Source organism: Peribacillus sp. NPDC097224 (assembly GCF_044761985.1).
GTDB lineage: Bacteria > Bacillota > Bacilli > Bacillales > DSM-1321 > Peribacillus.
The window spans coordinates 1-20,352 of sequence record NZ_JBIWDK010000010.1; the positions used below are offsets into that span (position 1 = coordinate 1).

The 20,352-nt window shown below is 42.5% G+C and carries 21 protein-coding genes; 14 read left to right on the plus strand and 7 right to left on the minus strand.

Annotated features, from left to right (window positions below):
- Nucleotides 1-412: 412 nt before the first annotated feature.
- Nucleotides 413-1,153, plus strand: coding sequence for an alpha/beta hydrolase (locus tag ACIQXR_RS17165; RefSeq protein ID WP_402874653.1), 741 nt, complete (start codon nucleotides 413-415; stop codon nucleotides 1,151-1,153).
- Nucleotides 1,154-1,219: 66 nt separating this feature from the next.
- Here ACIQXR_RS17165 and ACIQXR_RS17170 read toward each other — a convergent pair whose 3' ends face one another.
- The 4 genes from ACIQXR_RS17170 to ACIQXR_RS17185 all read right to left on the minus strand — a co-directional run bounded on the left by ACIQXR_RS17170 (nucleotide 1,220) and on the right by ACIQXR_RS17185 (nucleotide 4,025).
- Nucleotides 1,220-1,921 (minus strand): DUF421 domain-containing protein, encoded by a 702-nt coding sequence (locus tag ACIQXR_RS17170; protein ID WP_402874656.1) that lies wholly within the window; start codon nucleotides 1,919-1,921, stop codon nucleotides 1,220-1,222.
- A 104-nt stretch (nucleotides 1,922-2,025) separates the two neighbouring features.
- Nucleotides 2,026-2,178, minus strand: coding sequence for an anti-repressor SinI family protein (locus ACIQXR_RS17175; RefSeq protein ID WP_402874659.1), 153 nt, complete (start codon nucleotides 2,176-2,178; stop codon nucleotides 2,026-2,028).
- A gap of 370 nt (nucleotides 2,179-2,548) precedes the next feature.
- Nucleotides 2,549-3,688, minus strand: coding sequence for a CAP domain-containing protein (locus tag ACIQXR_RS17180; RefSeq protein ID WP_402874662.1), 1,140 nt, complete (start codon nucleotides 3,686-3,688; stop codon nucleotides 2,549-2,551).
- A 40-nt stretch (nucleotides 3,689-3,728) separates the two neighbouring features.
- On the minus strand, nucleotides 3,729-4,025 hold the full coding sequence (locus tag ACIQXR_RS17185; protein ID WP_402874664.1) for a hypothetical protein: 297 nt from the start codon (nucleotides 4,023-4,025) through the stop codon (nucleotides 3,729-3,731).
- Between the two features lie 268 nt (nucleotides 4,026-4,293).
- Between ACIQXR_RS17185 and ACIQXR_RS17190 the strand changes: the two genes are divergently transcribed.
- Nucleotides 4,294-5,136 (plus strand): aldo/keto reductase, encoded by an 843-nt coding sequence (locus tag ACIQXR_RS17190; RefSeq protein WP_402874666.1) that lies wholly within the window; start codon nucleotides 4,294-4,296, stop codon nucleotides 5,134-5,136.
- A gap of 46 nt (nucleotides 5,137-5,182) precedes the next feature.
- On the opposite strand, the gene ACIQXR_RS17195 is transcribed toward ACIQXR_RS17190, so the two are convergent.
- On the minus strand, nucleotides 5,183-5,623 hold the full coding sequence (locus ACIQXR_RS17195; protein WP_402874668.1) for a MarR family winged helix-turn-helix transcriptional regulator: 441 nt from the start codon (nucleotides 5,621-5,623) through the stop codon (nucleotides 5,183-5,185).
- Nucleotides 5,624-5,811: 188 nt separating this feature from the next.
- Between ACIQXR_RS17195 and ACIQXR_RS17200 the strand changes: the two genes are divergently transcribed.
- From ACIQXR_RS17200 to ACIQXR_RS17240, 9 genes are all read left to right on the plus strand, one after another.
- Nucleotides 5,812-6,840 carry an NADH:flavin oxidoreductase/NADH oxidase gene (locus ACIQXR_RS17200; protein WP_402874671.1) on the plus strand — a complete coding sequence of 343 codons (1,029 nt, stop codon included), beginning with the start codon at nucleotides 5,812-5,814 and terminating at the stop codon, nucleotides 6,838-6,840.
- Between the two features lie 136 nt (nucleotides 6,841-6,976).
- On the plus strand, nucleotides 6,977-7,675 hold the full coding sequence (locus tag ACIQXR_RS17205; RefSeq protein ID WP_402874673.1) for a CPBP family intramembrane glutamic endopeptidase: 699 nt from the start codon (nucleotides 6,977-6,979) through the stop codon (nucleotides 7,673-7,675).
- 252 nt (nucleotides 7,676-7,927) lie between these two features.
- The gene (locus tag ACIQXR_RS17210; RefSeq protein ID WP_402874676.1) at nucleotides 7,928-10,438 is read left to right on the plus strand and encodes a PEP/pyruvate-binding domain-containing protein; all 2,511 of its coding nucleotides are present in this window, start codon (nucleotides 7,928-7,930) and stop codon (nucleotides 10,436-10,438) included.
- Between the two features lie 36 nt (nucleotides 10,439-10,474).
- Nucleotides 10,475-11,797, plus strand: a complete 1,323-nt coding sequence (locus tag ACIQXR_RS17215; protein ID WP_402874679.1) for an MFS transporter — start codon at nucleotides 10,475-10,477, stop codon at nucleotides 11,795-11,797.
- Nucleotides 11,798-12,151: 354 nt separating this feature from the next.
- Nucleotides 12,152-12,463, plus strand: a complete 312-nt coding sequence (locus tag ACIQXR_RS17220) for a rhodanese-like domain-containing protein (RefSeq protein WP_402874682.1) — start codon at nucleotides 12,152-12,154, stop codon at nucleotides 12,461-12,463.
- 240 nt (nucleotides 12,464-12,703) lie between these two features.
- Nucleotides 12,704-13,771, plus strand: a complete 1,068-nt coding sequence (locus tag ACIQXR_RS17225) for a tartrate dehydrogenase (protein WP_402874685.1) — start codon at nucleotides 12,704-12,706, stop codon at nucleotides 13,769-13,771.
- Between the two features lie 77 nt (nucleotides 13,772-13,848).
- Nucleotides 13,849-14,034, plus strand: a complete 186-nt coding sequence (locus tag ACIQXR_RS17230) for a sporulation protein Cse60 (protein ID WP_402874688.1) — start codon at nucleotides 13,849-13,851, stop codon at nucleotides 14,032-14,034.
- Between the two features lie 143 nt (nucleotides 14,035-14,177).
- A complete protein-coding gene (locus tag ACIQXR_RS17235) occupies nucleotides 14,178-14,738 on the plus strand; it encodes an MEDS domain-containing protein (RefSeq protein WP_402874691.1) in 561 nt (186 codons plus the stop codon).
- A 20-nt stretch (nucleotides 14,739-14,758) separates the two neighbouring features.
- Complete coding sequence (locus ACIQXR_RS17240) at nucleotides 14,759-15,097, plus strand: MGMT family protein (RefSeq protein WP_402874693.1); 339 nt, start codon at nucleotides 14,759-14,761, stop codon at nucleotides 15,095-15,097.
- A gap of 159 nt (nucleotides 15,098-15,256) precedes the next feature.
- Here ACIQXR_RS17240 and ACIQXR_RS17245 read toward each other — a convergent pair whose 3' ends face one another.
- Nucleotides 15,257-16,522, minus strand: a complete 1,266-nt coding sequence (locus ACIQXR_RS17245; protein WP_402874696.1) for a BaiN/RdsA family NAD(P)/FAD-dependent oxidoreductase — start codon at nucleotides 16,520-16,522, stop codon at nucleotides 15,257-15,259.
- Nucleotides 16,523-16,727: 205 nt separating this feature from the next.
- On the opposite strand from ACIQXR_RS17245, the gene ACIQXR_RS17250 reads away from it, so the two are divergent.
- Complete coding sequence (locus ACIQXR_RS17250; RefSeq protein ID WP_402874699.1) at nucleotides 16,728-18,329, plus strand: putative polysaccharide biosynthesis protein; 1,602 nt, start codon at nucleotides 16,728-16,730, stop codon at nucleotides 18,327-18,329.
- Between the two features lie 124 nt (nucleotides 18,330-18,453).
- A complete protein-coding gene (locus ACIQXR_RS17255) occupies nucleotides 18,454-19,176 on the plus strand; it encodes a pseudouridine synthase (RefSeq protein ID WP_402874702.1) in 723 nt (240 codons plus the stop codon).
- 81 nt (nucleotides 19,177-19,257) lie between these two features.
- Here ACIQXR_RS17255 and ACIQXR_RS17260 read toward each other — a convergent pair whose 3' ends face one another.
- Nucleotides 19,258-19,479: a DeoR family transcriptional regulator gene (locus tag ACIQXR_RS17260; protein WP_402874705.1), complete on the minus strand. Its 222-nt coding sequence runs from the start codon at nucleotides 19,477-19,479 to the stop codon at nucleotides 19,258-19,260.
- Nucleotides 19,480-20,001: 522 nt separating this feature from the next.
- Here ACIQXR_RS17260 and ACIQXR_RS17265 point away from each other — a divergent pair.
- Nucleotides 20,002-20,352 (plus strand): hypothetical protein, encoded by a 351-nt coding sequence (locus ACIQXR_RS17265; protein ID WP_402874708.1) that lies wholly within the window; start codon nucleotides 20,002-20,004, stop codon nucleotides 20,350-20,352.

Sequence of the window (20,352 nt, forward strand, 5' to 3'; positions counted from 1 at the left end):
TCAGTAAATTATTATAGAAATAGAAAAACAGGTGGAGAAAAACAACTCGTTTTTCTCCACCTGTTTTATTTTAGGGACTTATTAGACAGCCCCTTCTTTTTTTATAGAAAATTAGATGCCTGTCCTATTCGAATCACTGCGAAGAGTCAAACAAGGTTATCGATAATAAGATTACGTACCTTTTTATTAACAGGATGTACCTCGAAATATAAGGTACACCATTGCTAAACTAAAAAAAGGAAAATTTAGATTGCTTAATAAAACCAGTCATAGTAAAATGTCCTTCGGGCCGCATCACTTGTCCTAAGTAAGGCATAGGTACTATAATCGGGGTAATGATGATTATTTTAAATAGTTAATGATTTTATCAGAAATTTCAATATATACAACTTGAGGAAAAGGAGCAGATAGTATGAAAGTCATTGCACCTGAGTCATTCACATACAAAGGTGGAGATAGAGCAGTCCTCTTACTTCACGGATTTACTGGAAGCACAGCAGATATGAAGAAGTTGGGTCGTTATCTCAATGACCGCGACTATACCTGCCACGCACCTCTATATAAAGGTCATGGATTGCCAGCTGAGGAACTCATCCATACAGGTCCAAAGGAATGGTGGAAAAACGTAGTGGATGGGTACCGTTTCCTTAAAGAAGAAGGGTACGAGGATATCGCCGTTGTCGGGATTTCCCTCGGTGGGGTCTTTTCTTTAAAAGTGGGAACGGAATTTCCTGTGAAAGGGGTCGTTTCCATGTGTGCCCCGATGCAAGGGAGAGACGTGAGTCGATTACATAATCGTATGATCAGTTATGCCAGGGCCTACAAAAAATTCGAAGGCAAAGACGCAGACCAAATCGATGCAGAAATAAAACGGTTAGAAAAAGAGCCTATGCACTCGTTGAAAGATGTTTTGCATGTCATAGAAGATACAAGCGAAAACTTAGATTTGATTACGGCACCGACTCTTGTTCAACAGGGCCGGTTGGACGATTCCGACTATACGGAAAGTGCACCCATGATCTTCAATGATGTCGATACGCAACATAGGCAATTGATATGGTATGAGCAATCAGGGCATATCATCACATTGGGGAAAGAGCGGGAGCAAGTTTATGAAGATGTGCATCGTTTTTTAAATAACTTGATTTGGTAAAGTGGGAAGGCCGCCAGTTAAATTTGGTGGCCTTTTCTTAAATTAAAATCTTCTGTCTGATGAAATTCAGCTGTATAAGAACACTTTCACGTTCCCGTTAGTATCGATAGTTGCCAATAAAATATCGGCTATGTCCGCATTGTACATGGTTACTTTCCTTTTCAGCCATCCTTCATCCTTACCCACTCGGTTTAATTCGTGAAAATCAATCTTTCCCTCCTTAATAATGGTTATAGGAAAAGAAAATGGCTTTGTGGTCAACTTTATATCACCAGGGGTCACTGATTGGTATTGGGGAAGTAAGAAGAACGAAATAGTCCCATCAGGTTCCCAAAATGCCAAAGCAACTTTTTGAATTTCTTCAATTTTTGCCTTTCTTAATTCGGATAAAATAATATCGATAGAAATTCGTGCTTTGACTAAGTTTTTATGGATGACTTGTCCGTTTTCTATAAGAGGCAAAGGAGGGCTTTCAAAAAAATTCCGGAGTCTGCCCCAATGAAGACTCACAAATACACTGATTATATATAAAATAACTAGTACGACAGACGTGATCATCGGTCCCTTTAAGCCTAACTGTTCATCAGATAATGGGTGGGCAAGAATATTTCCAATGATCAGTGCCATTAAAAAATCAATCAACCTTAACTGAGAAATGGCCCGGCGCCCCATCAATTTAACCGCAAAGAGTAAAAAAAAGAATGATATGATGGCTCTCAAAATCCACTGAAGGGTAGTAAGTGTTTCTTGGCTGTAGAAAAAATCCATCTAAGCTCACGTCCTTGGTTTTTGTTATCTAAGAATTAGTATGAGCGTTTGAATGATTTAGATGTAAAAATGAAAAAAAAGTGGACTCCTGGAAGTCCACTTTTTTAACGAATTTTTTGGGCAGGCTCGTCACTTGAGTTCTTCTCGATGAATTTCTTGACCTGTTCTATCGTTAGGCCAATTCTTTTGGCTTCCAATATAAGTGCCAGCCATATTTTGTCGAGTTGCTCCTGTTTCAATCTGTTCCCGGATTCCATGATCACCCTCCCAATCTACCTCTTGGATTTTTTATTCACTCAGAACAGCGCTAGTTAGAGAGTAAAATGACTTCTTGGGTTTTGGTGCTGTTCGTATTTTTAATTTCTTCTATGTGACTTTCCGGATGGTTTTTGTCAGGGCGCCCTATTCATAGGCTTTTCGAAAATGGGGTCTTTGTTCGTGAGTGTGATTACTCATTTTCTTATGTAGTGATGTGGCTGCTATCCTGATTATTTTCCATGTTATTACTCTTATGTATTATCTTACAGTGATAAAGTAGGAGTCAAGTTAAAATACAGAATTAACAGAATATTAAAGAAAATAAAAAAAGCCGATCAGGCTTTTCCTGATTACGGCATGTAAAGTGGCTTATCTTTTTAAATAGTTTTCTGTGTAATAGGGCTTTTCATCTTCCTCAAACGCGACGCCCACTCCGAGTGAAGAAAAGTCTTTTTGTAATTTATTTTCCCTGTGACCGATGGAATTCATTAAGCCTTCGTGGGCGAAGATACTGCTGTTCTGACCAGCGGCAAGGTTCTCCCCGGCCATGCGGAAAGTGATTTTGTCACTTTCCATCCGATCGAAGGGAGATTCCCCATCAAGATTAGTATGGTTAAAGTATTGGTTGACGGCCATGTCTTTACTGTGATCTTGGGCTGTCAATTTCACTTGCTTATCCCATGACAGGACGGAAAGATCATGATTGACCCTTGAGGCATTGGTCAAGTCGAATAATTGATATTCAAAGCCCTTTTTAAGCTCCGGGCTGGAGGGGGCAAAATAGGTGCTTTTTTGCTGTTCAAGACCTGCACTGATGATTTGGATCGATGTGACTGTATTATCCTCGTGTTTATCATAAAAAATCGTGACGAAGCTGTTATCCATCTTGAACGTATCATATTCTCCATTGCTTTGAATCTGGTAATATACATTTCCTTTAAGCAGTTTTGTTATCGGTTTCCCTAATTTTTCCGTCACCGTTTCTTTGGGTGTACTTCGTTTGATTCCTTGCTTGGATGAAATCAAATCCTGGTTTGTATAGAGACCGACGACTCTATTCTTGCTGTCGTAGGCCACCATGAAGAAATTTTGATAATTTTCATGATAGGCAAACCACTCTACTCCATATTCGTTCAGGGAATGGCGTTTGGCCTCACCTGCCTGCTTTTCGACGGATTCCTTTGTGTCGCCAAGCTCGATATTACGGACCGAAAAGGAGGATTCAGCAGGGGCCTTCAAGTCAGGTTTATCCACCTTTTTCGTTTCGGTTTGTTCCTCATCTCTTGCTTGATCGACTGTATCCGTCAATTTGCCGATCAACTGGTTGACTCCGGTATTCAGTTTTTCAATGGCATTTGATACTTCAGGTTTGGTTAAGAGGGAGCGAACATCCGTAGCAAAAGATCCGATTCCCGCCTTTAATCCCGACTCCTGAATGTCTTTTCCATACCCATACCAAAATCCGCCGAGAAGAAGAAAGAGAATCAATAGATTAATCACACTCCGCACATCGTTCACCCCAACTCACATATAATTACGTTCCCAATGATTAGCTCATAAACTGTAATAGGGGAGGTAAAGATAACAATATGATGGAGAATAAGAAAAGGACCTGGGTAACCCTTTTTGGCAGCTTTTCTTTTTTCCCTTTGTACCACCCACTGAATTGTAACTTGTTTCTATATAAAACAAACAATAATATAAGTATGGCCACAGAACCGAAGTAGCTATACTGATTATAATCTATTCCGAAACTCTGATACACATTCTCTAACAGAACGGAACACAATGCCCCGATAATACCGAATAATAAAAGAATCCGGATTAACTCAAATAGTACTCTCATGTTTTCCTCCTATTAATCATTTCCTAATGTTCCCCCGCTGTATATAGTTTTCTACGCGGGACATAAGGGTTCCTTCCTTTGTCAATCTTCAGTTTCTCGCTCAACACACTTTCTTTCAAGCACAGTAAATCACCATACGCCTTATCCTTTAAAGTACATTACTGTATTTTACTACTAAAATATATCATAATGGATGGTGGGGTGGACGATGCCTCAAAAGCAGTAGACATTTCTTATAGTGGATAATAAAAATTGGAGGTTTCTGATTATGGTCAATAGTTTACAAGCAACAACAACATTACATAATGGCGTCGAGATGCCTTGGTTCGGTTTAGGTGTATTTAAAGTGGAGGAAGGTCCAGAGTTAGTGAATGCAGTCAAAGTAGCCATTAAACACGGGTATCGTAGCATTGATACTGCAGCCATTTATGCGAATGAAGAGGGAGTAGGGCAAGGAATCCGCGAAGGTCTAGAGGTAGCGGGCATTGCAAGGGAGGATTTGTTTGTAACGTCAAAAGTTTGGAATTCCGAACTAGGCTATGAATCGACACTCGCTGCTTACGAAACTAGCTTAAAGAAGCTAGGTTTGGATTATCTTGATCTTTACTTGATTCATTGGCCAGTCGAAGGGAAATATAAAGAAGCTTGGAGAGCAATGGAGACTCTTTATAAAGAAGGAAAGGTAAAAGCGATCGGGGTAAGTAATTTCCAAATCCACCATCTGAAGGATTTATTGAATGAGGCAGAAGTGAAGCCAATGGTCAATCAAGTTGAATGTCATCCGCGCTTAACTCAAAGGGACGTGCTGGCATTTTGCCGACAAGAAGGCATTCAATTGGAAGCTTGGTCTCCATTAATGCAAGGTGAATTATTAGATAATAAGGACCTTCAAGAGATTGCATCCAAGTATGGAAAATCCGTGGCCCAGGTCATCTTACGTTGGGATTTACAAAATGGAATCGTGACGATTCCAAAGTCGACAAAAGAGCATCGAATCGTGGAGAACTCCTCGGTATTTGATTTTGAACTAACGGAAGAAGATATGGCGCGAATGAATGAAATGAATCAGAATCATCGGGTCGGACCAGATCCTGACAACTTCGATTTTTAAGGAAAGGCAGAGATAGACGAGCTTGCAGTCTATCTCTTTTTTCCATTCAATCGTCCTTACTCGATGATTGACCATTCATGAAAAAAGCAAGGGCTGTACCCATGTCACTGTTGGATAATGATGTGTTAAGCGTTTCGTTAACCGTTTCCAACATTTCGCGAAGGCGCTGCTCCCCCTTATCCGTGATGAGGGCACATACGCCACGTCGGTCATCTTCATATCCGAGCCGTTTTATTACCCCGCAACTTTTGTTTTCCATCCTGACGGAAAGCCTGGACATGGCACTTTGGCTTAACCCGACAAGCCGCTGCAATTCTAAAAGCCTCAATTTTTTTTCAGGTGCCTGAGATAAGTACAATAAAACGTAAAACTCATTCAAAGGCATTTGGTGCTTTTCCTGCAAGGCTCTATCAAGGTCATTGGAGAGCTCGGCATGTATATGTGTAAAGGATAACCAAGTATTTATAAGGGATTGTTCATGGGACATATCTTTTTGCCTCCCTCTGTTTACCTATTTTACATGTACCATTCGTTAAATTAAATGTACCAATAGGATGGATCAATGACAATAGCCGATTTGAGCATCGGTCGATTTGAATTAGTTGACACTACTTTTTGTGCATGATATAAATGCATGTGCATGCATTATAATACTTTGAGAAGGAGTTAGATACTATGAAAGATTTATTTTCCCCTTATTCTATAAAAAATCTCGATCTTAAAAATAGAGTCGTCATGCCACCTATGTGTCAGTATTCAGTCATGGCTGAAGATGGCGTACCGACAAGCTGGCACCAACATCATTATGTAAGCAGAGCGATTGGCGGCACAGGTTTGATCATCGTGGAAATGACCGATGTGGAACCGGATGGCCGGATTTCCAATCGCGACCTTGGTCTATGGTCTGACGATCAAGTTGGGGCTTTCACTAAGATTGTCGATGAAGTGCATCAATATGGAGCAAAAATCGGCATCCAAATCGCCCATGCAGGACGCAAAGCCGAAGATGCAGAGACACCTGTTGCCCCATCGGCGATTGCCTTTGATGAAACGTATAATACGCCGAGAGCCTTGGAAACGGAAGAAGTGAAGGGAATGGTCGAGAAGTTCCGTCTATCTGTCAGAAGAGCGGTACAAGCTGGATTCGACGTCATTGAGTTGCATGGTGCACATGGCTATTTAATTCACCAATTCACCTCTCCACTTACGAATAAGCGGGAAGACGAATACGGGAAAGACCTGACCAAGTTCGGAGTGGAAGTCATTAAAGCGGCGAAAAGTGAAATGCCTGCCGATATGCCTTTGATCATGCGCATCTCTGCTAAAGAGTATGTGGATGGAGGATATGGAATTGAAGAGAGCATCGAGTTTTCGAAAGTCTTTAAAGAAGCGGGAGTGGATATGTTCCATGTCAGCTCCGGTGGAGAAGGACCGATTGGCGCTGATGGAAGACCGGGCACGCATGCCAATTATCAAACGCCATTAGCGAGAGAAATCAAAAAAGCGCTGGACGTCCCAGTAATTGCTGTAGGCCGATTGGAAGACCCGATCCTTGCCAACTCGATCATTGGTAACGAAGAAGCCGACTTGGTGGCAGTGGGAAGAGGGATGCTCCGTCATCCTTACTGGACATTAGAGGCTTCTAAAACGCTGAATAAACAGATTGAACTTCCAAAGCAATATCAACGAGCATTCAAACATTAAAAGTATGGACCGGTGGCCGCAGCATTTGCTTGCGGTCATTTTTTTGTATGACGCCAAAATTGGTCATTTTTGTAGAAAGTGCTTGCAGGTAACGTTACGTAACCTTTTAAACTGAAGATAACGTTTAGAGGGGGGAATGGTCTTGCATACATATTTTGAAAGTAGAGCATGGTCCTGGAGGGAACTTGTTTCCATCCTTGTACTTGTTTTAGTCCTGGTACCGTTTTTTATCGAGTTTTTATTGGCGAATTTCTTATTGGAATTATTTCAAGACGATTTATATTCCGGAACATTGGTCGGTTTCATCATGTCAATCATCTTTATGCTGGCCGTCTATTCACTTGCTTTACATCCGAAACGCCTAAGATGGAATGAAGTGGGGTTACGTAAGTTTCAGAGAAGCTATTGGAGGAATATCATCGGCTGGTCATTTGTATTGATTGTGGTCAGCATCCTGATTCTCATCGTAATGGATATAGTGGGGATCGGCTATGAAAATAGCAAAACGGAAAGTGTTCAGGCCCATTTGACCCCCATCCATTTCGTTCTCGGTTTCGTGTCGGCGGCAATCATTTCACCTATTTACGAAGAAATCTTATATCGGGGTTTTTTTTATAGGTGGCTAAGGAGTAAATACGGCTTGAAGGCTGGATTATTTCTCAGTTCCTTCATCTTCATGATCGTTCATATTCCAAACTATAATGTCTTGCCGGTCACTTTTATATCCGGTCTCCTCTTTGCTTGGACTTATGAAAAAACCAAATCAGTCGTTCCCGGCATGATCATCCACGGCACATTCAATGCCATTGCCCTGATCCTTACCGCATTTGGTTGAGAAATGGTAAAAAGAAGTGCTGTGCTCACAAGTGGTTGGAAAAATAAAGAGACTTTCAATGGAAGTCCCTATTTTTTATTTTGATTACATTTTACCAATTGTTGTGATTTGGCAAATTTTCATGTGAAATGTAAAGCATTTTCCTTTATTGTTAAAAATGGATTCAAAACCAATGCATGGGTTTTCCTACCTGTTCATTGGTTTTGTTCGTGTCGTTATTTATGGGTTATGGATGAAAGGGGAAAAGCGTACATGTTTACAGCTAGATTCAATCATGCAACCGAGTGTAATGAAATGGTAGGAGGAAAAGCGCTAAATCTAATCAAAATGTCGAAATTGGGCATGCCTGTACCTGATGGATTCGTCATCACAAGTGAGGCCTTTTCACACTTCCTCGAAAAGAATCAATTAGATATAAAGAGTGAATCCATCCAAACGGAGGTTATGGATGCGGGCATCCCGGATGATTTAGTAAGGGACGTATTGAATGATTTCTGGGAATTGAGGAAACATTATCCTGCCGTGGCTGTTCGTTCTTCTTCTGGTGCGGAAGATTTGGAAGGGGCCTCCTTTGCGGGTCAATATGAAACCTATTTGAATGTAAAAACGGAAGAGGATTTCTTAGGTAAAGTAAAATCATGCTGGGCATCTTGCTTTGAGAACAGGGTACAGCAATATACCGAGAATATTTTTGAAGGGTCAGATAGCATTTCAATGGGGATTGTCGTTCAAGGTCAAATCTATTCAGATATTTCAGGGGTGATTTTCAGTCAAGATCCTGTTACATATAACCCGGAGTGTATCTTGATCAATGCCAGTTATGGATTGGGTGAGGCCGTCGTATCGGGCTTGGTCACACCGGATACCTATTTGGTCAGTCGAGATGGTACGAAAATGGAAAGAACCAAGGGCAGTAAAGAAATGAAAATCATTTCCGACTCCTCTGGAACAATGGAAGTGGCGACGGACCGGACTGAACGGAATACCTATTGCTTATCAGATAAGCTGATTCATACATTAATAGAAATGACCTTGAAAGTGGAAAACTATTATAACCATCCTGTAGATTTGGAGTTCGGCATTCATGACCAACAAGTCTACCTTTTACAAGCAAGGCCGATTACGACTGAAGTAAAGAAAAAGGAATCCGTGCCAGAAGCCAGGAAAGGTTACCTGTTGGAACGGAAAGACGAGGATGAATTCTGGTTTTTGCTTGATACGTTTTTCCCGAATCCAATCTCGCCATTGTTCACTTCCATCGTCACCCAGCCTTTTTATGAAGGCATGGCCATGGCCGTTGATGCATTGAAGGAACCTACGGGGTATACCAATATGAAAGCTCAGAACGGATACTATTATGGGAAACAGACTTTCTTTGAAACCGACCCAAACCAATTGTTAGCAGAACAAGAGAAACTAATGGAGGAAATGTATCCGCGAATGAGGGATCGGATGTATGAAATCATCTATGATAAATTGATTCCCATCTATCGGTATTTAGATGGGGAAAGGGCTCAAGCATTTACGGTCGACAAAGTGAAAAAGGGATTAGTAGAGTTAGAGGCCTTTTATAAGGATGTGTATTTCTGGCACTTCATGATTGTCTTCCCGAGCAATCATATCAACAGGAAATTGGAGAGCATTTATCAAAAGGCAACGGGAGATGCACCTTTACATGAACTCTATCAATCTTTGGCTGGCGTCATGAATAAGTCACTGGAATCCGACCATTTGCTTTGGGAGTTATCATTGAAAGTAAAAGCGGAACCTTCTTTGATGAAGGTGTTCGTGGAATCGGAAGAAGGAAGCCTGTTGCAGAACCTCAACACCGTCGGCAGGGGCAAGGACTTTCTGAACCGTGTAGAGAGCTTCGTCAGCGTGTACGGATACCGTTCCACCAAGTCACATGATTTTATAGAAGATACATGGATTGAGAACCATGAGCATGTGTTACAAATCATCAAGAACTTAATACTGAATGATCATGATTTTGACAAAGAATTCGAGTCGGCTGTCACGGCCAGAAAACAGATGTATCAAAAGATCATCAACGGAATCAAGGATCCCAACGATCTGGAAGCATTTGAAGAACAGTATAAATTGGCTTTGGATGCGGCTGTTATCACGGATGATCATCACTTTTATATCGATGCCATGTTTGACGCGAAGGCCCGGTTATATTTATTGAAAGTGAGTGAGCTTCTAGTGCAGCAGCAAGTGCTGGACGATAAGGAAGATATCTGGTTTGTATATAAAGATGAAATCCTCGCTGCACTGGATGAACCTCACTCCTTGATGGAAGTCGTGAAGGAACGAAAGAAACAATATGAGATTCAAGGTAAAATAAAAGCTCCTTCTTATTTTGGGAAACCGTCGGAAGAAGAGCGGAACTTCGTGGAAATGGTATTCGGCTCACTCGAAGAAGATAAGGAGAATACGGGGAATGTGATGAAAGGCATCGCGGCTTCCGGAGGTATTAGCGAAGGCCGGGTCCGAGTGATCTCCAGTATGCAGGAAGCATCCAAGTTTCAAAAGGGGGATATATTGGTCTGTAAAAACACGACTCCCGTCTGGACGACTTTCTTCCAGGATGCAGAAGCGATCGTTACGGATACAGGGGGCATGCTATCTCATTCCGCAATTATTGCAAGGGAGTATCAGATTCCCGCCGTTTTAGGAACGAAAGTGGGAACGGAACGATTACATGATGGGGATTGGGTCATTGTCGACGGCAATACAGGAACCGTTACGATGATTGGCTAATTACCCTTTTGGATAGAGAATGTAAGAGGTGAAAGTATGAGTAAACAAAAAGAATTCCTGATGATAGCACTAACATTGATGGGGGCGTTCCTCGTGCCCATCAATTCAACGATGATATCCATTGCGCTCGGTTCCATATCGGGATTTTATGGATTGGATATACATAGTACGACCTGGGTGGTTACGATTTATCTGATTGTCATGGCCGTCACTCAGCCGATTGCCGGAAAATTGGGTGATATTTATGGAAACCGCAAGATCTATATAGTCGGTGCAGCCCTATTTCTTGTGGCTTCCATAGGATGCGCACTGGCTCCAAATATGATCATGCTTGTCGTCTTTCGATCTCTTCAAGCGATCGGTGGAGGATTGCTGATACCGAATGTGGTCGCCTTGATTCGACATACGGTGTCACGTGAACGTTTATCTAGCGTCATGGGACTATTCGGGATGGGGATGGGTCTGGGCGCAGCTGTCGGTCCTCTCGTAGGATCGTTGTTAATCGCGGTACTTAGTTGGAAAGCGATCTTTTGGGTCAATGTCCCCTTTTTAGTCGGTGCCCTTGCTGGCGGTATGTTCCTCATACCTAAGCTTGAGAAAAAGTCATCCAATAAACCGTTGGACGTACTCGGTTCCATCTATTTGGCCATATCAATAACCTTATTAATATCGTTGACGCATACAAACTCGACAAGGGTGTCTATCATTCTTGCAATCGTGAGCCTTTTATTCATTGTGCTATTCGTGAAGCGCGAGCGTTCCGTTCCGTCGCCGATCATCGATTTCCAATTGTTTAAGAGTCCTATCTTTGCGAATGCCAACATATCGGTCTTGCTAAACAATTTCATCATGTATGCAATCTTGCTTGTCATGCCGTTGATCATGACGACAAAAATGAACATGTCAACATCCATGAGCGGAATCATGCTATCCCTGTTCTCGATTTCCATGGCACTCAGCAATATGATGGGTGGGCAACTAAACCGAAAATTCGTATCGGCAAAAGTCATCTTCTTTTCTTTCGCCGTAACGGTGGTAACGAATTTCTTATTATTTTTCGTGATTTCCTCCCAGTCTTTTATCTACTTGGCCATTACACTCGTGTTAAATGGGTTGGCTATAGGGTTGGGACTGACTAGTATGCAGGTTGCCTCGCTTGAAGCGGTGGATGAGTCAGTCTCCGGTTCTGCTTCAGGCATCTTCTCGACGTTCCGATATTTCGGAAGCATCGCCTCTTCCACGCTCATAGGGATTGTTGCGAGTTATTCCATCCTATTTGGCATTCTAATGATAGCAGCCTTGGTAGGTGCACTTTTGGCCAGGATGGTGTACAGGAATAAAGCAGTAAGTACGGTATAAAGATCATGTGTTACGGACTTCCACATTTTCCAATTACCTGTATGATTAAGGTTGAAACCTTTATATCAATGAAGGGGGAGTCCGTATCGTTTTGAATAAAAAAAGTATATGGTATTAGCTGGTGTTTTAATATTTTTCTTGATATGTCGATGCTTTTTGCCCGTACATATTTTACACATCGAGAATTCATGGAGGCTGCCAATAAGTGTTATGATAATAATGGTATGCCAGAGGTAGAGAGAAATACTTTTTCGAATGATTGGTCTGTTATATGCCATCCATAATAGTCATGTTTTCCTGAAAGTTTTGTTATAATATACAAGACAAATTAAACGATAACTTGGGGTGCTTATAATGGAACAAATTAAAATTTTTACACCAGAAGAAATTGAAGCAAAGGTTGAGGCAGGAGAAGCGATTGAGCTTGTCGATGTCCGTGAAGACGAAGAAGTGCAAGAAGGCATGATCGAAGGAGCGAAGCACATTCGTATGAATGATATCCCTGCCAACCTTGACTACTTCGATAAGGATAAAGAATATATCTTCATCTGTCGTTCAGGACGCCGCAGTGAGAATGTATGCCATTACCTTCAGGAGCAAGGCTATAAAGTGGCAAACATGGATGGCGGAATGATGCATTGGACAGGGGAAGTCATCGTTAAGTGATGGGGTTTTTCAAGAAGCCTTGTTACTTTTGCAAACGGAAGACGAAAGACGTCACGACCTATCTGAACGAAGATCGAAAAAAGATACATGTTTGTGCACAGTGTAAGGGGTATGCGGAAAGACGTGCATATTTCCGAGCTAAATGAGTGGGGCCCTTCTTTCGGAGGGCTCTTTTTTCTGGGGATATGTTAAAATAAGGATGTTTAAGTCAGAATATATAGACAAAGGGGAATCTGTCAAGTGCATGTACATAAAGTAGCGGTCATCTCGGGAGATGGAATTGGTCCTGAAGTAATTGATGAAGGTATAAAAGTATTGAATAAAGTAGCTGAATTAGCGGGCGACTTTTCGTTTGAATTCACCTATTTTCCATGGGGGTGCGAATATTATCTGGAGCATGGGAAGATGCTTCCTGATGATGGGCTGGAACGGTTGAAGGAATTCGAGGCCGTCTATCTTGGGGCAGTCGGTTATCCTGGTGTTCCAGATCATATTTCCTTACGGGAACTGTTATTGAAAATAAGGAAGCAATTCGATCAATACGTGAATGTCCGTCCCATTAAGTTGCTGAAGGGTGCGCCTTGTCCATTGAAGGATGTGACCCACGACCAAATCGATATGGTGGTCATCCGCGAAAACAGCGAGGGAGAATATGCCGGTGCAGGGGATTGGCTATTTAAAGGAAAGCCAGAGGAAGTGGTGTTACAGACAGGTGTCTTTTCCCGTAAAGGTACGGAACGGATTATCCGTTACGCCTATGAATTGGCACGGAAGTCGGGAAGAACGCTAACGAGCATCAGTAAAGCGAATGCCTTGAATTATTCGATGGTTTTTTGGGATGAGGTGTTCGAGGAAATTGGACAGGAATATCCGGAAGTGGAAACGCATTCTTACCTGGTTGATGCGGCGAGCATGTTCTTTGTCAAACAGCCTGAAAGGTTTCAAATCGTCGTCACCTCCAATTTGTTCGGTGACATCATCACCGATTTAGGAGCCGCCATTGCTGGAGGGATGGGGCTGGCTGCCGGGGCCAATTTAAATCCTGAACGAGCGTATCCGTCCATGTTCGAACCCATCCATGGTTCTGCACCGGATATAGCGCAGCGAGGCATCGCCAATCCGCTTGCCGCCATTTGGTCTGCGAGCCAGATGCTTGATTTCTTCGGTCATGAAGATTGGGGCAAGAAGGTACTGGGTGTCATTGAACAAGTGATGGTCGATAAAAAGGTGCTCACTCCTGATATGGGAGGAAATAGTTCTACTGAAGAAGTCGGCAATGAAGCGGTGGCTTTACTATCGGATTTATAAGTAACACGTATAATCCATGAATAAAATGGGCACCCTGCTCAATAACCATCAAACGTTAAAAAGGCAGGGGAAAGCCAATGATTCAAGTGAAGTTGTTTGATTATGAGCATGAAAAGGATTTGGAAGAGGAGATGAATGACTTTCTCGTCGATATCCGTGATAGTCAAATCGTCGATATTAAATACAATGTCGCCACGACCGGTGAAGAGGAACATGAACAGATTTATTGTTTTAGTGCGATGATCATTTATAAAAAAAGGTGAAATCCGACCCATATGACTTGGTGTCGGTTTTTTTTACATGTAAAAAACAGGCCATACTGTTCAAGGAATTTGTCTTCTGTGAAGAGAATAGGTAAAGTTAGACGTAATACAGTGTGATGGTGTATTAAAAGGGGAGATCCATTTTGGATAACAATATGAAGCAACTCATGAAAGAACTAAAGAAATCAAACGGAGGCCATGTGTTCTACTGTTTCGATGAACTGGAGACTTATATTCATAACGAAACCCTATTCATTATTTCCGGTGTTGAACAGGGAAACGATATACTGGTCGTCGAAAATGATCGGATCTTTCCTTTCGTATATAAGAAATTACAAGGACAATTAAATGACGAACAGCTGAAGAAAGTGCACCATATCAATAATTTTGATTTTTACTGCTTTGAAGGAGACTTTCATCCTAACACGATGGTCGAGTATTTTTTAAGGAATGTGGAGGGATACATGGCGAATGATGTTTCCCTGCAAACCTGGGGCCACGTTGAATGGGGGGGAAGTGAGGAAGTCGTGTTCGAGAGCATTAGCGAATATGAAAAGGGCGTCAATCAAATCATTGCAAAAAAGGGCATGGTTTCTGTTTGTGCCTATGATGAATGTAGGCTGACCCCGACACTGAAATCCATGTTAATGAAGCACCATGGCGTGTTCATGACGGATGAAACGTGCACAATCATAGCTAACTAAACCAGGCAGAGGTGAGATAGTTGGAGCGCTTTACTGAAGAGGTAATCGGTATCATACAACATATTCCCCCTGGGGAAGTCATGACGTATGGGCAAATCGGCCAACTGGCTGGACACCCGCGCGGTGCAAGGCAAGTCGTCCGCATTCTTCATTCAAGCAGCAAGAAATATAACCTTCCTTGGCATCGGGTGATCAATGCGAAGGGTGAAATTGGCTTGAAACAGGAAGGGCTGGCTTCCCAACAAATCTTCTTACTAGAGAGTGAAGGAATCCACATCACGGAACATGGCAAGGTCGACCTTGAGGTGTACCGCCATCACCCTGAGGAAGCCGAGGGATGGAATATGGATCGTGGTTGAAAAAACGCAAATCGTGGTTGAATTAAGGGTAGGCGTGGTCGAATAAATCGGCGTTGTGGTTGAATAATGGCCATTTGTGGTTGAATTCCTATCAAGGACAAATCATAGCTACACAAAAGAGGCTGATCCCGTAACGAACGGGATCAGCCTCTTTACATTCTATGAACGAGCATATAATGCAGCATTCATGCCGGCAAGTCGACCGGTCACTAATGCAGAAGTGATGTTATAGCCACCCGTGTATCCGTGGATGTCCAAAATCTCGCCACAGAAATACAGCCCGTCCATTAGTTTGGAGGCCATTTCCTTAGGTTGGATTTCTTTGACGGATACACCGCCACCCGTTACGAAGGCCTTTTCAATCGACTGGGTTCCATGGACACCGAATTGGAAGTCCTTACATAGTTCGGCGAAGCGGCGGATTTTTTCATTGGAGATCGTCGCACCTTGTTCTTGAAGGTCGATTCCGCTCCGTTCCAGCAAGAAGTGGAGATACCGTTCCGGTACAAGTCCTTTTAACGTGTTTTTAATTGCCTTTTTCGGTTCGGACTTGATTTCCTTTGCGATATCTTGGAAGACTTCTTCTTTGTTCCGATCCGGAAGGGCATCGATTTTCATCGTCACTTCAGCGAGGTTCCACTTTTTCATTGCCTTGACGACGAATTGGCTGCACCGAAGAACGGCTGGTCCGGATACTCCAAAGTGCGTAAAGAGCATGTCCATTTTATGCGTAATCAACGTTTTGCCTTTTGGGTTCAGTACGCTTAATGAAACATCTCGAAGTGCGAGCCCTTGTAGCGTCTTTTCTTTAATGAATGTTTCATTACTTAGGACCGGGACTTCCGTCGGGAACAGCTCGGTGATTGTATGTCCGGCCTTACGTGCCCAAGCATAGCCGTCACCGGTTGAGCCTGTTTGCGGGACTGATTTCCCCCCGACGGCAATCACGACCGCATCCGTTTCGAAGATTTGACCATCTTTCAAGCGAACGCCGCTCGTTTTCCCATTATCATAGAGAACCTCAGCGACAGGGGAATTCTTATAGATCTTCACCTTCAAATCGGCCAGGCGCGTCAATAGGGCATCGACAACGCTTTGTGCTTTATCGTTGACCGGGAACATCCTTCCATGATCTTCTTCCTTTAGGGCCACGCCTAACTTTTCGAAGAACTGTATGATGTCTTCATTGTTGAATTCAGAAAACGCACTATATAAAAATCGCCCGTTTCCAGGGATATGCTGAATGATTTCATCGATGGAGAGCCTGTTCGTCACGTTGCAGCGCCCGCCACCTGATATCGCTAGTTTCCTGCCTAATTTCTCGCCTTTATCCACTAATAATACGTGGGCACCTTTTTCGCCAGCTGCAATGGCTGCCATCAATCCGGAAGGGCCACCGCCAATTACTATTACATCATATTTCAAAATGATCACGCCTTTATTTTTTTCAGTCTCTTCATTATATAGCAAGACCCTGTCAGAATGCGAACTACAATAAAAAGGAATGATTTGTTTGTATAAAATCCGTGAAAACGATAAACTTGAGTGTAGTTTTCTATAGAAAAAATCCTTTATTATGTTAAGATAAAGAGCGTGTGAAACGTAACTGAAAGAGGCAGGAAGGGATAAAATGTCGTCTAAGTTTTTAAAAGGGGCTTTTATATTAACCCTGGGAGCGATTATTTCCAAGGTTCTTGGTTTATTTTACGTCATCCCATTTGAACATATGGTTGGAAATAAAGGGGCCACACTCTATCAATATGGATATGTTCCCTATACGATATTCATTAGTTTCGCCACGGCTGGCATGCCGCTTGCCGTTTCTAAATTTATATCGAAGTATAATGCGCTCGAGGAATATGCAGTGGGGGAGAAGCTATTCAAATCGAGCTTGAAGTTAATGATGATCACCGGGTTCCTCGCCTTTGTGGTGCTTTTTACAATGGCACCGGTTTTCACTACCATGCTTGGCGTCGATAAGGATAGCGTGAGTGATATCACCTCTGTCATACGGGCGATCAGCTTCGCTTTGATCCTCGTGCCGTTCATGAGCATCATCCGCGGGTACTTCCAAGGGCATGAAGCCATGGAGCCAACGGCGATTTCGCAGGTCGTCGAACAAATCGTCCGAATCGTATTTCTACTGGCCGGTGTGTATATTGTCCTGCATGTCCTTGACGGTGAATTGGTGAGAGCCATCCAGATCGCAACATTTGCGGCGACTGTCGGAGCACTCGGCGGTTTAGTCGTTTTGTTTTGGTATTGGAAGAAACAAAAACCGTATTTGGACAGCTTGAAGGAGAGAGACCGGGGGACGATGTCCATCTCTTTGATCCAGATTTATAAAGAGATTTTCTTATCATCGATTCCATTCATCTTTGTCGGGATCGCGATGCCTCTGTTCCAATTCGCGGACTTGATGACCTTCAACAGGGCAATGTCTTCGATTGGCTTACTGCATGTGGCCGAGGAGGCACTAGGGGTTCTCAACGTATATGCCCAAAAGCTTGTCGTGATTCCGATGACACTTGCTACCGGATTTTCGATGGCGTTATTGCCAACGGTGACGAAAGCTTTTGTAAGCGAGGATCAAACCGAGTTCACCCGCCAGCTTGATCAGGCTTTTCAAATCTTATTATTCATAACCATTCCGGCGGTCGTTGGGATGTCGGTGCTTGCTGATCCGATTTATAGTGCCTTTTACAGTCATGATTTGCTTGGGATTAGTGTGCTTAAGGCTTATGCGCCCGTGTCGGTTCTATTTGCGCTCTTTTCGATTTCTGCTGCTGTATTACAAGGTATCAATCAGCAAAAATACACGGTGCTCAGTTTGCTAGTCGGATTTTTGGTGAAGTTGAGCTTGAACATTCCGATGATCAAATTATTTGAAACGGAAGGTTCCGTATATGCGACGGCACTGGGCTATCTGGCCGCAGTCCTATTGAATTTGTACGTCATCTCCTACTTTACGGGCTATCGTTACAGCCTTACGATAAGAAGGACCGTCTTGATGGCGACTTTTTCCGCGATAATGGGACTTGCCGTTTGGGGTCTGCACAGCTTGTTATCCCTTTGGTTAACTTCTGAAGGCCGATTCCAGGCAATCTTGATTTCCGCCGTATGTGCGATTTTTGGGGCACTGATCTACGCGGCGCTCTCCTTGAAGAGCAAACTTGCCCATCGCCTATTCGGTACGAGAATTGATAGGTTGAAGAAGAAGTTGGGATTATAAAAAGATTGTGTTTTAAATGTAAGAAAAAGGGTAATGTTATATTATCCCCTGATTTAAATATATTGGCCTTGCCTGTCATGAAAATGGGCAAGGCTTTTTACTGAAAAGGCTTTAGGAGGAAACAATGAGAATTGATAAGATTTTATCCAATATTGGGTACGGAAGCAGGAAAGAAGTGAAGAAGCTCCTGAAGTCCGGAGCCGTGAAGGTCAACGACCGGATATTGAAGGACGCGAAGGAACAGGTGGACCCTGATGTTGAAATCGTAACAGTTCATGACGAACGGGTTGAATATAGAGAATTCATTTACCTAATGATGAATAAGCCTCCGGGCGTATTGTCGGCAACGGAAGACAAACACCAAGAGACGGTCATCGACATCCTTGAGCCGGAGGACGCGGTCTTTGAACCATTCCCGGTCGGCAGATTGGATAAAGATACAGAGGGGCTATTGTTGATCACGAATGACGGCAAGCTTGCACACCAGCTGCTATCCCCGAAGAAACATGTGCCGAAAACATATTTTGCGGTCATTGATGGTGAAGTCACGGAACGGGATATTGAAGCATTCCGTAACGGTGTCACCCTGGACGATGGGTATGAAACGAAACCAGGCGAATTGAACATTTTAAAATCGGGCCTGACTTCTGATATCGAGTTGACGATAATGGAAGGGAAGTTCCATCAAGTGAAGCGGATGTTTGAATCTGTCGGAAAGAAAGTCGTATATCTGAAGCGTCTTTCGATGGGAAGCCTGCAACTAGACGAGGATCTTGAACTTGGGGAATACCGGGAGTTAACGGCAGAAGAACTTGAACAGCTGAAGGCAGGTCAGCCTGCTGAATAAATAACAAAAAATGAGGCGGACTAGTAGTCCGCCTCAAATTACTTTTTACATATCGATTTTGTTCGGGTGGTCATTCTTTTTTTAAGATGACATCTTCACTTTTTTGCTTGTTGTTGTCCAAACACCACGGCTTGGGCTTTGAACAAGGTCATTGTACTCTAGGACATTTAAATCGCGTTGCACTGTTCGAGGAGTGATGCCAAATTCTTCTACAAGCTCTTGAGTAGAAACCGTACCGTTGTTACTAATGAACATATAAACGGATTTAATACGGGTTAACATGCGATTTGTTGAAGGTTTCAAACAAAATCACTCCTATTCTTTTCATTGTTATTCTGAACAAATGAAAACAACCGATATGTCGGACAGCATTTCAGCTGCCACTATGTACGTACTATACCCACCCTTTAACTCCTCGGAAACATTAAGAAAAAACAAGATGCCATATGCTTTATTTTACCCCTATACATATCTAAATTCCATACCAAATTTTAGAATTAACTAAATATTACATCTATTATATAGTTTTTTTAACCAAAATATTCATTTAAATTCAAAAATAAATGAATTTCAGGGTAGAATGAAAGCATGCCTTTATTTTGTCAAAAATTCCAAGGAATATTCATGGGTAAGGGAAAAATTCACTCCACTTCTAAACGATCATGTCCTTTTGTGAAGATAACCTTTCATCGGCAACCAACATATACTATGATATTTACAGTACCATTATCATAGAGTATGAGATGAACTTGATGGTTTGTAAGGAAGTACACTTCAAGATGATTCTTTTAGAATTGAAATATAACCATATACGAGGTAGAGCATATGAACGAAAGATTAATGGAGTTTCTATTGCGGGACGAAGTGTCCAGACTTACGGGCATGAAGCGGCAAGTATATGAATTTATCGTGTATGAAGAAGATTACCTGGCTTCAAAAGCGGAAACGGTCGATCAATTTATGAGATTATTAGTAAAGCATTCTCCGCCGCGACTCGCGGCCCGACATTTTAACATGCCTTATGAAGAAATCATTCGGTTCATGTGTGAGATCGAAGAAGAGCTGAATGCCCGGTTAGAAGAAAGATGTAAAAAAGTGAAATGGATGGATTTTACGGAAAAGAGCCAGCGAACGCTTGATGATCATGATAAGAAGTTGTATCTATTTGTGAATTGA